This is a genomic window from Sphingobacterium shayense (genome assembly GCF_013179575.1).
Taxonomy (GTDB): domain Bacteria; phylum Bacteroidota; class Bacteroidia; order Sphingobacteriales; family Sphingobacteriaceae; genus Sphingobacterium; species Sphingobacterium shayense.
Map to the genome: position 1 here is coordinate 1 of NZ_JABMCQ010000009.1, position 13,754 is coordinate 13,754.

At 39.4% G+C, this 13,754-nt stretch carries 11 protein-coding genes and 1 pseudogene; 8 read left to right on the forward strand and 4 right to left on the reverse strand.

Going from position 1 to position 13,754, the window contains the following annotated elements; genetic code table 11:
• Window positions 1–382 (reverse strand): annotated as a pseudogene (locus HP439_RS02370) (gliding motility protein RemB); the annotation flags it as partial.
• A 201-nt stretch (window positions 383–583) separates the two neighbouring features.
• Between HP439_RS02370 and HP439_RS02375 the strand changes: the two are divergent.
• Window positions 584–2,005 carry a glycoside hydrolase family 125 protein gene (locus HP439_RS02375; protein WP_172388746.1) on the forward strand — a complete coding sequence of 474 codons (1,422 nt, stop codon included), beginning with the start codon at window positions 584–586 and terminating at the stop codon, window positions 2,003–2,005.
• 262 nt (window positions 2,006–2,267) lie between these two features.
• Window positions 2,268–3,080, forward strand: coding sequence for a glutamate racemase (gene murI, locus HP439_RS02380; protein ID WP_172388747.1), 813 nt, complete (start codon window positions 2,268–2,270; stop codon window positions 3,078–3,080).
• A gap of 15 nt (window positions 3,081–3,095) precedes the next feature.
• Here murI and HP439_RS02385 read toward each other — a convergent pair whose 3' ends face one another.
• The gene (locus HP439_RS02385) at window positions 3,096–3,518 is read right to left on the reverse strand and encodes a SufE family protein (RefSeq protein ID WP_172388748.1); all 423 of its coding nucleotides are present in this window, start codon (window positions 3,516–3,518) and stop codon (window positions 3,096–3,098) included.
• A gap of 36 nt (window positions 3,519–3,554) precedes the next feature.
• Window positions 3,555–4,778, reverse strand: coding sequence for a cysteine desulfurase (locus HP439_RS02390; protein WP_172388749.1), 1,224 nt, complete (start codon window positions 4,776–4,778; stop codon window positions 3,555–3,557).
• Window positions 4,779–4,958: 180 nt separating this feature from the next.
• On the opposite strand from HP439_RS02390, the gene HP439_RS02395 reads away from it, so the two are divergent.
• The 6 genes from HP439_RS02395 (at window position 4,959) to HP439_RS02420 (ending at window position 11,043) form a co-directional block, all read left to right on the forward strand.
• Window positions 4,959–5,957 carry an acyl-ACP desaturase gene (locus HP439_RS02395; protein ID WP_172388750.1) on the forward strand — a complete coding sequence of 333 codons (999 nt, stop codon included), beginning with the start codon at window positions 4,959–4,961 and terminating at the stop codon, window positions 5,955–5,957.
• Between the two features lie 123 nt (window positions 5,958–6,080).
• A complete protein-coding gene (locus HP439_RS02400) occupies window positions 6,081–6,524 on the forward strand; it encodes a MarR family winged helix-turn-helix transcriptional regulator (RefSeq protein WP_172388751.1) in 444 nt (147 codons plus the stop codon).
• Complete coding sequence (locus tag HP439_RS02405) at window positions 6,521–7,525, forward strand: NAD(P)/FAD-dependent oxidoreductase (RefSeq protein WP_172388752.1); 1,005 nt, start codon at window positions 6,521–6,523, stop codon at window positions 7,523–7,525. The genes HP439_RS02400 and HP439_RS02405 overlap by 4 nt, the downstream gene beginning before the upstream one ends.
• On the forward strand, window positions 7,526–7,867 hold the full coding sequence (locus HP439_RS02410; protein WP_172388753.1) for a 2Fe-2S iron-sulfur cluster-binding protein: 342 nt from the start codon (window positions 7,526–7,528) through the stop codon (window positions 7,865–7,867).
• Window positions 7,868–8,022: 155 nt separating this feature from the next.
• Entirely contained in the window at window positions 8,023–9,324 is a 1,302-nt protein-coding gene (locus HP439_RS02415; protein WP_172388754.1) for an NAD(P)/FAD-dependent oxidoreductase, read from the forward strand.
• 36 nt (window positions 9,325–9,360) lie between these two features.
• Complete coding sequence (locus HP439_RS02420; RefSeq protein ID WP_172388755.1) at window positions 9,361–11,043, forward strand: DNA polymerase/3'-5' exonuclease PolX; 1,683 nt, start codon at window positions 9,361–9,363, stop codon at window positions 11,041–11,043.
• A gap of 16 nt (window positions 11,044–11,059) precedes the next feature.
• Here the strand turns inward: HP439_RS02420 and HP439_RS02425 are convergent, their stop codons facing one another.
• Window positions 11,060–13,717 (reverse strand): DUF5916 domain-containing protein, encoded by a 2,658-nt coding sequence (locus HP439_RS02425; RefSeq protein ID WP_172388756.1) that lies wholly within the window; start codon window positions 13,715–13,717, stop codon window positions 11,060–11,062.
• Between the last annotated feature and the right edge of the window lie 37 nt (window positions 13,718–13,754).

A 13,754-nucleotide genomic window follows, 5' to 3' on the forward strand; every position in this document is an offset into this window, starting at 1 on the left:
TCGTGCCAAGCCATGTCGTTCTTTTATCCGAATCGATCATTTCTTTACCGATCACCAATTCGGGTAGGAAGTCCGCATAGAACGAATGATTGTCGTGATTGATTTCGATAAGATGTTCATTAAAAATTTTACGAAGGAAACCATTCTGCGAATCAACATGATTTAATGTAGTTAACGAATCATATTTACTCAACATCTCCCCTTTTAAGAGATAAGGCTTCGATGCCGTATGGTACCGAGTATCAGGAGAGTAAAGTAGTTCATTGTATTTTTGAAAATGCTGATAAGAATAAGGTAGATTCGTTACCTGCGCATCCGCCGACTGTATAGACGACAAAGCTAGGAATAGAGAAAAATATAGAATAACGCTGTTACGCTTCATAAGTTAACAAATAATTTGCCGTTGACCATCGCAATTATTATTCCGAAATAATAATTCATAACAAATGTAACCATAATATATGAAAACGTCATAACTTCGGATATGATGCTAAATCGTTTATCTATCATTAATTCCCAATTTAATAACTATCTTAGGTGCTGTAAACACAAACTAAAGTTGAATATAGACTGAATAAAATCAATGAAACGAAGAAATTTCCTTAAAAATACGGCAGCGTTAAGCATGGGGCTTGCCGTAAGCAAGTTCTCTTTTGCCGAATCTTTTGCTGAATTTCCAACGGTGCGAGTTTCGTCCGATAAGAGGCATTTTTCAAGTAAGGTTATTGAAGATGCTATCGCCGAATTTCAAAAAAAAGTTCCCAATAAAGAACTGGGATGGCTTTTCAACAATTGTTTCCCCAACACTCTCGATACAACAATTTATGACGAGTCAACTGCGAATAGAAAGCTTACATATGTCATAACAGGTGATATTGATGCCATGTGGTTACGTGATAGTAGTGCTCAAGTATGGCCGTATCTTCCTTTTATGAAAAAAGACAAAAAGCTACAAGACCTAATATTGGGATTAATCAACAAACAATCACAATGTATCAATATTGATCCCTACGCCAATGCTTTTTATAACGATCCGAACAAAAAAGGAGAATGGTTTTCAGATCACACAGATATGACGCCTGGTATTCACGAACGTAAATGGGAGATTGATTCGTTGTGTTACCCTATCCGTCTTGCATACCATTACTGGCAACATACCAACGACTCGACGCCATTTGATGATGAGTGGGTAAAAGCGCAAGAAAACATATACAAGACATTTACTGAACAGCAACGCAAAAACGATCTTGGCCCTTATAAATTCGCAAGAACCACCGATCGAGGATCTGACACACTACAGGTTGATGGCTTAGGCTATCCAGTAAATCCTGTTGGATTAATATGCTCTGCATTTCGTCCCTCAGATGATGCGTCAATATTTCTCTTTCTAATTCCCTCCAATCTCTTTGCTGTTGTAAGTTTACGTCAATCTGCAGAAATACTACGGAAAGTAAAAAACAACACAGATTTGGCCTCGCGTATGGAGGCATTAGCGACGGAGGTAGAGAATGCCGTAAATCGTTATGGAATCGTCGAACACCCCGAATATGGAAAAATTTATGCTTTCGAGATTGACGGGTTTGGCAGCCAACTGTTAATGGACGATGCAAATGTACCTTCATTACTCGCTCTTCCTTATTTAGGAGCGGTCAATGTGAATGATGAGGTATACCAAAGAACAAGAAAGTTCATCCTTTCTGAAAAAAATCCTTTCTTCTTCAAGGGATCAGCTGCTGAAGGTGTTGGGGGGCCGCACATTGGACGCGATATGATTTGGCCAATGTCCATTATTATGCGTGCTTTCACGTCGAACGATAACCAGGAAATTAAAACGTGTATCGAAACGTTACGGAAAACGCATGGTGACACCGGTTTTATGCATGAATCTTTCCATAAAGACGACCCCAAAAACTTTACCCGTCATTGGTTTGCATGGACCAACACCCTTTTCGGAGAACTTCTTTGGCAAACTTATAAGGAAAATCCCAGCCTCCTTAAATCTTAGTATTGAAAGGAAATCAGTTTCGATAGTCTCAAACCAATTCTACACGGAGACATCGAAGAAATCACACAGTAAAACATAAAGGCGTTATGTTTTACTGTGTTCGTTTTGGCACAGTCGTATATTAGGCCGACGAGTGCTCCCAAAAAGCCTGCAGGCAACAACAGGTAAATGGAAGATATTATTCAGGCAATCCCCATTTAGTTGTTTTGAAAAACAGCGAAGAAACCTCATCTTTGCGATGTTAAACAGGTAAAAAAATAACATGCAGCAAGGTCCAATTGGCATATTCGATTCCGGTTATGGAGGATTAACCATATTTAGGGAAATTAAAAAAGCACTTCCGCAATACGATTATATATATCTAGGCGATAACGCACGTGTTCCCTATGGCTCCCGTTCATTTGAAACAGTTTATCAATATACAAAGGAATGTGTGTTCAAACTTTTTGACCTAGGTTGCAATCTCGTTATATTAGCCTGTAACACCGCATCCGCTAAAGCGCTTCGCACAATACAACAAAATGATTTACCTGCAGGAAAAAAAGTTCTCGGCGTAATCCGTCCGACCACAGAATCTATTAACAATTACACCAAGACCGGTGAAGTTGGTATCCTCGCTACTTTGGGAACGATTCGTTCAAATTCTTATAAAATTGAAATCAACAAATTCCATCCGGGCATACAAGTATATCAACACGCCTGCCCTCTTTGGGTTCCGTTAGTCGAAAACAACGAAATTAACACGCCTGCAGCAGAATATATAGTGGCAAAAGATCTAGAGAAAATGCTATCAAAAAGTGAGAAAATCGATGCCATTGTACTTGCTTGCACCCATTACCCACTGTTATTACCCGTTATTGAGCGATATATACCACCAGGAGTAAATATCGTGGCGCAAGGACCCCTGATAGCCGATAGCTTAACCAGCTATTTACACAGGCATAAGGATATTGAATTATCCTGTTCTAAAGAAAGTGCTATGATATTCTTTACTACTGATAATCCACAGGATTTCCAAGAAAAGGCAACACTGTATTTCGGAGAAGAAATCGAAGCATCATACTTAAAAGTATAATACTTCGGCAATTTTTTATGCTTGTTTTGCCTGTAGGGCAAGCGCGTATAATTTCATTTGTTTAACCATAGACAAAAGTCCATTAGCACGTGTCGGCGAAAGATGCTCTTTTAACCCTATCTGGTCGATAAAATAAAGATCTGTATTTGCGACCTCACTCGGTGTATGTCCCGAAAGCACCTTCACCATTAAACTAACAAGACCCTTTGTAATTATTGCATCGCTATCGGCAGTATATTCGATCTTACCATCCACCAGGTCAGCAAACAACCATACTCTAGACTGACAACCCTTTATTAAGTAATTTTCAGTCTTGTATTTTTCATCTATTAACGGAACTTCCTTACCTAATTGAATAATGTATTCGTATTTCTCCATCCAATCTTGATAAAAGGAAAAATCTTCAATAAGTTCGTCTTGTATCTCGTTTATTGTCATTATTAATTGTTATTTAATTAGAAGCCTGAAATTTGATTATCTTAACATGTTAACAGCACGTTGCAGTCCAGTCGTCAATACATCAACTTCCTCTTTTGTGTTGTACATCGCCAAAGATACACGAACAGTGCCGGGAATCCCAAACTGTTCCATTACCGGTTGGGCACAATGGTGTCCCGTCCGCACGGCAATCCCTAGTTTATCCAAGATAACCCCGATGTCGTAAGGGTGAATTCCATCCACGACAAAAGAAATTACCGAGGATTTATGATGTGCAGTACCGATAAAACGAATTCCTTCGACTTCAGACAACCGTTCAGTAGCATATTCTAACAATTCCTCTTCGTAAGCCTGAATCGCTGCAAGACCAATATTATTGATATAATCAAAGGCATCTGCAAGACATATACCAGCTTCTATGTTAGGTGTGCCTGCTTCAAATTTAAATGGCAATTCATTATACGTTGTTTTTTCGAAAGTCACATCTTTAATCATATCCCCCCCTCCCTGATAAGGCGGCATAGCATTTAATAAAGCTTCTTTTCCATAAAGTACACCAATTCCCGTAGGTCCATACATTTTGTGACCGGAAAAAGCAAAAAAATCGACGTCAAGATCTTGAACATCAACCGGTATATGCTGAATCGCTTGAGCTCCATCAACAAGTACAGGCACTCCATGTTCATGGGCGACTTCAATCATCTCCTTGACGGGGTTCACTGTACCTAATGCGTTTGAAACAAATGTAAAGGAAACGAGCTTCGTACGTTCAGAAAATAATGCTTTATAAGCTTGCTGATCCAACTCTCCATGCTCATTCATGGGAATAACACGTAACTTACATCCTTTCTCATCACACAGCATTTGCCAAGGCACGATATTCGAGTGATGTTCCATTGCTGAGATTATAATTTCATCATCCTCGCCAATAAACGTTCGTCCATAACAAGTAGCTATAATATTGATAGACTCAGTGGTACCTTTGGTAATAATGACTTCATGTTCATGAGCAGCATTAATAAACGCCTGTGTTTTTCGCCGAGTAACTTCGAATGCATCAGTAGAAATTTGACTTAAATAATGAACACCACGATGAACATTACTATTCATGTCAGCATAATAGTTTATGATGGCATCGATAACCTGCTTTGGCTTTTGCGTCGTAGCTCCATTATCAAAGTATACCAGAGGTTTACCATTCACTTCACGCTTCAGAATTGGAAAGTCTGCTCTTATTTTATTTATATCAAAATTCTTCAATTTATATGTTGCTTTTATTCCCTACAAAGTTAGTATATTAAGGGGTAAAAACGACTCAATGAAAGACATTTCTTCACACATAAAATGAGTTTGTAAAGAATATGACATTGTATTCACCAAATTATTTTATAGAAAAATTGATAAATAATATAATGCTAATTGGCTACCTTTGTACTAGATATGCAAGAATTACCATTAAATATCCCAGAAGGATCACGGAAAGAGGTCATGGCTTATATGGAACCGTTCATGTTAAACGAAATGAGCGAATACTTAAAGCCTGTCGAACAAATGTGGCAACCTGCCGATTTTTTACCCGACTCATCTCGTGATACTTTTTTTGAAGAAGTCAGAGATCTGCAAGAGAGCGCAAAGGAACTTCCATACGATTTAGTGGCCGTACTTATCGGTGATACTATTACGGAAGAAGCACTGCCTACTTATGAATCATGGTTAACCATGGTGGACGATGTTGAAAAGAATGAACAGGGAGGATGGATGAAATGGGTTCGAGCATGGACTGCGGAAGAAAACCGGCATGGTGACCTTTTAAACAAATATCTTTACCTCTCCGGAAGAGTAGACATGCGTCAGTTTGAAATATCAACACAGTATTTGATTCATGATGGTTTCGACATTGGAACGGGAGCTGATCCTTACAGAAACTTTATTTACACCTCATTCCAAGAATTAGCGACCAACGTATCTCACAGACGCGTAGCGGCTATTTCAAAAAAATCAGGCGATAAACTGCTCGCGAAAATGTGTGGTGTTATAGCTGCTGATGAAGCTCGACATGCTAAAGCTTACATGTCATTTATCAGCCACGCCTTCAAAGTCGATCCTAGCGAAGTCATGCTCGCATTTGAAGATATGATGCGCAAAAAAATTGTCATGCCCGCCCATTTTTTACGGGAAGCAGGAGAACCACAAAGCGAAGCCTTCGCACACTTTTCTGATGCAGCACAGCGCCTCGATGTCTACACAGCAGTAGATTATGTTGATATATTAAAAACGCTAAACGAAGACTGGGCGATAGATAAGGTAACCGGTTTAAATGATAAAGGAGAGAAAGCGCGTGACTATCTTATGAAACTACCCGACCGTCTACTGCGGCTTGCCGACCGGGCTAAGATCCCAGAAACGCAATATAAATTCAAGTGGATTTTAGATCAGTAGAAGAATTTTAACGTTACTTGAAAGATCTCGCTTAGAATATGACATTAAAAAGAGAAGTTAACGCTTCTCTTTTTTTTTATTGATTTTTTTAGTTGTAAATTAGTTGTTGTACTAAAAATTGTTATGCTAAAGGAAAAATATAATCAATACTCGTCTATACTTGATCGCACAGCACGCCGAGTAAAGCAATTTGCACAAACCTCTTTTGCACGAAAAGAGTTTGATATCACTATCGATCAATGGGCTATTTTAAAGATTCTTTTTCAACAATCAGAAAGCCTTACTCACAAAGAACTCGCCGCGCAATCAGGCAAGGACCAACCGACATTAACACGTATCATTGACAACGTCATCAAGAAAAAATTGGTTGAACGAGTTGAACATCCTACAGATCGTCGGTGCCTTCAAATAGGATTAACCGATGCTGGTAAACAAAAGGTTGAATCCCTTGCTCCTGAAATTGCTCAAATTAGAATGAAAGCGTGGGAAAATCTTACCGATGAGGATTTCAGCCATTTTGTACGCATTTTAAACACGATATACGGAAATTTAAACAAAGAAATATGATAACAACAGACCTATGTATTATCGGCGCAGGGCCCGTCGGGCTTTTCGCTGTTTTTCAAGCAGGGTTACTAAAAATGCGATGTCACGTAATTGATGTCTTGCCACAAATTGGTGGACAACTCTCCGAAATATACCCTCATAAACCAATATACGATATTCCTGGATACCCTACGATTAAAGCCCATGAACTGATTGACAAGCAAATGGAACAAATCGCTCCATTCAGTCCAACATTTACCTTAGGTGAAAGAGTTGAGAACATTGAACGACAATCCGATGGAAGCTTTATAGTAACAGGGTCAGAACAAACAACAATCCGTGCAAAAGTCATCGTTATTGCGGGTGGCTTAGGTTGTTTTGAACCGAGAAAACCGGAACTCGCGAACCTTGAACTTTATGAAAGTGGATATGTTCATTACATGGTGCGGAGACCGGAAAGCTTCCGAAGCAAAGAAATAGTCATAGCGGGTGGTGGTGATTCCGCGTTGGACTGGACGATACACTTAGCCGATATCGCACAAAAAGTAACTCTCGTCCATCGTTCAGATGCTTTTCGGGGTGCGCCAGATTCAGCTGAAAAAGTGTACAAATTGGCTGCTGAGGGCAAGATTAATCTTCTTTTGTCACATCAACTCGTTTCATTAGAGGGAAATGGCAAACTCGAAAACATAAAATTATCTAATAAGCAAAAAGAAGAGATACTGGTACCTGCGAATCATTTCATTCCCCTATATGGCTTAAGCCCGAAACTTGGCCCTATCGCTTCTTGGGGATTAAATGTCGATAAAAATGCTATTTCCGTCAATACTTTCGATTACTCAACTAATATCGAACGAATTTATGCTATCGGAGATATCAACACTTACCCCGGAAAACTAAAACTCATTCTTTGTGGATATCATGAGGCAGCGCTAATGGCGCAAAGTGCATTTAAATACGTCTACCCCGAACAAAAATTAACCTTCAAATATACGACCGTAAATGGCGTCAATAGTTTTTAAATGGAAAATATCATTAACATAACCGTTGAAGATCGCGATGGCACGATACAACAACTTGAAATACCTACAGATGTCAATATGAGTCTTATGGAGCTGCTAAAGGCATGGAATTATAAAATACTTGCTACCTGCGGAGGGATTGCGTTATGTGCTACCTGCCACGTTCAAATTCGCGAGGGAGCGGAAAATCTCCACAGTGCAAGTGACATGGAACTCGATATGCTTGATACGCTCCCGGATGTAACCGAACAAAGTCGATTAGCTTGTCAGCTACGTTTAACCAATATCAATAACAATCTTTCTATAAAAATCAAAGGGGGCTTAGAAGACAAATCATACTAAGTGTATAAAATACACTTAGATTTCGTAGTTTTGTATGTGGAAATCATTTTCGGATAAACCGGTGCTCCGCAGTTCTTTATAAAAAAATAACAAGCGAACAAACAAACGATTAGGATATTTGTAAAATTTTAAAAATTGAACAAAATTAGTATATCATGTTATTAGATAGATCAGAAAGAAGTTTCCCACGAGTCATCATTATAGGCGGTGGTTTCGGAGGAGTTGAAGCAGCTCGGAAATTAAAGGATAAAGAAGTAGAAGTATTGCTGATAGATCGCAACAATTTCCACACATTCCAACCGTTAATGTACCAAGTCGCGACCGGGACGCTTGCCGCCGATGCTATCTCCTTCCCTATTCGCAAAATGTTTAAATCGCAAGTGAATTTTCATTTTAGAATGGCAGAAGTGTTAAATATAAATGAACAATCAAAAGTAGTTTTCACTTCGGTAGGCGAATATGACTACGATTATCTAATTATTGCAACGGGTGCAACTTCAAATTTTTTCGGGAATAAACAGGTAGAAAAATATGCTCTGCCAATGAAAAGTATAAAGGAAGCGCTTGATATCCGTAGCTATGTGTTACAAAACCTAGAAGAGGCTGTACTACGCAAAAATACCATGGATAGGCAACGTTTTCTAAATTTTGTCGTAGTTGGCGGCGGACCGACAGGTGTCGAGCTCTCCGGCGCAATTGCAGAAATACAGTTGCACATGCTCAAAAAAGATTACCCCGAACTTTCTACTCATGAGATGAATGTATACCTTGTTGAAGGAACAGGGAAAATTCTGGGTGCGTTATCGGAAAAATCCTCTCAAGATGCAACGCGCTATTTACAAGAACTTGGTGTAAAAGTAAAATTAAATACCCAAGTAACCGGATACGATGGAAATACTATAACGTTCTCCAATGGAGAAAGTATTGACACAAAAACCGTTATTTGGGGCGCTGGTGTAATGGGGCAATTTCCCGAAGGAATCCCTTCCGAGATCATCGAGCGGGGAAACCGAATTGCGACCGATGGACAATGCCGTGTCATCGGTATGCAAAACGTTTATGCGATCGGTGACGTATCGGCTATGATTACCGAACAAACCCCTAGAGGACTTCCAGGGGTTGCTCCTGTTGCACAGCAGCAGGGATCGTTCGTAGCCGAGCATATCCTAAAATCAATAAATGGAGAAACTTCAACAGAGTTCAAATATTTTGATAAAGGATCTATGGCGACCGTAGGCCGTAATCGCGCAGTGGTGGATATGGGTAATTTCCATATGAAGGGATTTTTAGCTTGGTTAACGTGGATGTTTGTGCATTTAGTTTCTATCTTTGGTTTCAGGAACAAATTGGTGACGTTTATCAATTGGACCCTTAAATTCTTTACCAAAAATAGCGGCATCCGTTTAATAATAAATAAATATAACAGACCCGCCGTTGAAACTGCTAAAGACGTATAAAAAGAAGAATTAACAAGTTAATCGTAAAACTGTAAGATGGATAATAAAGCAATAGCGAAAGTATTTAAATTTTGTGGTCAATTAATGGAATTGTATAACGAAAATACGTTCAGATCAAAAAATATGGCAACGGCATCTTATAGAATCGATAAACTACCATTTTCAGCTGCTGAATCTACCGCGGAGCAGCTAAGTGAGTATCCTGGTATAGGAAAAAGCACAGCAGAAAAAATCATAAAGCTGATCCAAACAGGTTCTTTTGATGATTTAGATAAATACATATCTAAAACTCCAAAAGGCATCTTAGATATGCTCTCCATAAAAGGGCTGGGGCCCAAAAAGGTACAAGTAATCTGGAAGGACCTTGAAATAGAGACCGTCGGAGAACTACTTTATGCTTGTAACGAAAATAGACTTGTTCAAGCGAAAGGGTTCGGCCTAAAAACACAGGAGGAAATCCGCAAAGCAATTGAATTTTCAAATGCAAATCAGGGATTATTCCTGTATGCAAAAGTTGAAAAGCAAGCGATGACAATGCGAGACTATCTCTTAACAAATTTTCCGGAGGCACGAGTAGACTTTACAGGTGAATTTCGCCGCAAATGCGAGATAATTTCTGTGATCGAGCTTTTAACTTCCGCTCCGCCGGAACAACTAATTAACGTATTAAAAAGCAACGTCACAAACTATACTGTATTGCAAACGAGTAACGAAGTTATTATTTTAAGTGACCAGCAAGGCCTAAAATATGCGATTAAATACAGCCCAATTGAGCGATTTGGGATTAACCTATTCGAGACTACCGGAAGCACTGCACATCTTGAGAAAATTAAATTACTTGATAAAGAAATTTTACCCTTAAGTACAGAAGTGGATATTTACCACGCCTTAGGATTAGAATATATTGAACCCGAACTCAGAGAGGGACTCCAAGAAATAAAATGGGCGTCGGAAAAGAGGCTTCCAAAACTTATCACCTTTGCAGACTTAAAGGGCACGCTACACAATCACTCGAGCTATAGTGATGGTGTCCACACTTTAGAACAAATGGCTCTTTATTGCAAGGAAAATTTGGGGCTGGAATATTTTGGAATCTGTGACCACTCGAGAACAGCGGTATATGCTCAGGGGCTCTCTGTCGATCGCGTACGAGAGCAATGGGAAGAAATCGAGAAGCTCAATCAAAAGCTAACCCCTTTTAAAATATTCAAAGGGATAGAGTCCGATATTTTGGCGGATGGGTCATTGGATTATGACGATGCCATCCTATCTCAGTTTGACTTCGTGGTAGCTTCCATACATAGTAATTTTCGAATGGATGAACAAAAAGCTACTCAACGATTAATCACCGCTATCGAGAACCCTTATACCACAATTCTAGGACATCCAACGGGACGCCTACTACTCTCGCGTGCGGGTTACCCTATTGATTATAAAAAGGTAATCGAGGCCTGTGCGATAAATAAAGTGGTAATTGAGATTAACGCCAATCCACTTCGTTTAGATTTAGATTGGCGTTGGCATCAATATGCCCTTGAAAAAGGCGTATTATTATCCGTTAATCCAGACGCCCATCGCACGGAAGGACTCTTAGACATGGAACACGGCATTCACGTAGCGCGTAAAGGTGGACTGTCGGTAGAAAAATGCTTAAACGCATTCTCTCTGCAACAAATAGAGTTATTCTTTAACAAAAGAAAAACTGAAAAACAAGTTTAACGTCGATATCAGTAAATTACCAGCCCAGCCAGTAATTTAATTTCACCATAAATGTATTAGTGGGAGCGACGCGCCATAGGTCATCAAAGTTATTCGTCCAACCAGGTTGATATATTGGCAATTGACCTGATCGATTATGTTCCCACACTAAATAAATCGTTGATCCAGGCTTATATTCCCAACGAGCAACCAAATTGGATCGAAATTCGTTAAAACTAAAATTAGGGTCTTTAAATTGTACCTTCTGTCCGCCCTCACCAATAGTATATTGGCCGTCGGAATAACTAATTTGTTCCGCAGAAAACAATTTAAAACGATCGTTATAATTTTTCGAAAGTGTGTTATCGGCCCACTTAAATTGATCATAGCTAGCTGTTGAGGTAAAGGGAGAGCCATAATATTGAATTGAAAAATCAGGTGTTATATTCCCTTGTAAACGAAATGTTAAGCCATAAGTTTCTTGTTTCATCCTACCCATCACATAGGACTCTTCCTCCGGGTTAATTAAAGGAATTTCCATCGCCCCTACATATTGTAGATTATCCTTATTCCACGCATAATTAAATTGACTAACTAGATGGATATGATTTCCTATACGGAAGGTCATGGACGGTCTAATTTCATTGTATCTCGTTTTTCCATCCACAAAATGCTTTCCATCGTATTCGACCTTAAAGATAACACGTTGCGCTCGATCAGAGCCAATTGAAATATTCGTAGTAAAATTAGAATTATAACGAAGATCTGGTCCTCCTCGGAGCATTCTACTATCAACGGTATTCCAGCTGAAAGTTTCTTTCACGTCCATCTCTACACGTTTTCGAATACTTAGACTGCGCCAACGTACAGCAACGTTGTTGTCCATCATCTTTCCTCCATAACTCCAGACATTCCGCTGCGTAAGATTTATCCCTGCAAAACGAAAAGGACCCCATGGATCAGTCTTTCGAAACGCAAGCTCAGATTCGTTAAGTTTATAATCCGTTTGCTTCAAGTATCCAACGTCATTAACGTCAAACCCAGGTGAAGACCAACTAAACGTTTCTGAATAGTTCCACTGCGCGTTTCCCTTTTTACCCGCCTTAAAATAGCCTCCGGTTCCAGATAACGCTCTCCCATCAGGATCCATCTCCAGATAATCACGTCCAGATTTACGTTGGTAAAAATGCGTCGCATTTCGTTTGGTGTTCATTATAGCATCCGTTGAACCCGCAAGCGAACTATACATTGCCTTAGTTTCGATATAATAGAGACGCTTAGAAAAATATTGCGTAAAATCTACTCCCGCCGCAAACGCGTCTTTAACTAGGTATTCTTCAAGATGCTTATCATCCAATCGTCGATTCACCGAAGTAAACATCCCACCTAATAAAGTATTTCCCTCCCAATTCTTTTGAACACGCGCCACCGTGTAATTGGTTAACGGTTCATTGACTATCCTATCTTCCTCGCCGCTTCTAGTCACGTATGCGGAAGAGCGGGCAGTAATACTTTCAAGCAAACCTATTGTCAGCCCCTTTTTATTGGTTCCCGTCAATTTCATCGCACCAATTATCGGCACAAAATCTGGCGTACTCACAAAACTATTTTGATTATCAATTTGAGAAACCTGGTATTTAGGCCTCGCTCCAATCCGGCGAGAATAGAACATCATACCACCCTCATTATTATCGAACTCCAGAATGTGCTTACCCTCTAGAAAAAAAGGTCTCTTTTCATCATAGAAAACTTCATAAGCCGTCAAATTCATGACTGAGGGATCTAATTCAACCTGTCCGTAATCGGGATTTATCGAAAGATCTAACGTATAATCGTTTACTGCTACTTTTGCATCTACTCCTCCGTTCAACTTCCAGCGACTCCCATTCTGGTAAGGGCTGTTAGGAATACTCGGTTCACGGATTAATTTACTCATAACGTAAGGCAATACTTCAATTCCTTTTGGTTTAGGAAGATCATGCATTCCGTGCATCTCACCGAAAGAAAATACATGACCATTATTCTTTATAGGGATCAAACTCCAGTTTTGAACCTCATTGTTTCTACGTATAATTCGGCGAATATGTAACCCCCAAATGCCATCCTCATTAATCTGATTATATCGTATCTGGTTAAAAGGAATCCGAAGTTCTGCCGTCCAGCTTGAATCCTCCATATTTTTGAAGGTTTTCCCTTCCCAAACCGCATTCCAACTCAAATTTACAGATAGCTTGTCGGTTACAGTAAGATCCGTTTTATTACCTCCTAAATTTAAATTAAATTCTACTGCAGCTCGGTAGTCGTGATACGGATCGAAGGCTATACTAATAAGGTCTCCATTACTGTTGTCATCTCGATTTCCTATAAAAGCGTTCATTTTTTCTGGATGAATGTCTTTACAATAAATCCCTATGTAAATATACTTATCATCGTAGAATATTTTACCTCTTGTCCAAGAGTCCGTATGTGCCCTTTCAAAAGGAATAACTTGTGAAAATTTTTCTGACCACACTCCTTGATTTATCCAGACAGAATCATCAAGTCGCCCATCAATCCTCGGCGGATTATCGACTATTTTAGTTGCGCTGTAAGCGCGCTTATAAGCTTGATCAAAAGAGACGACAGGACTTCGTTCATCTTGTCCATAAACCGAAATAGAACACAGCAGTAATAAAAAAATCTTAAAAAACTTCATCGGCTTAGGGTGAGAAAAAGTTGTGAATGAGTTTAGT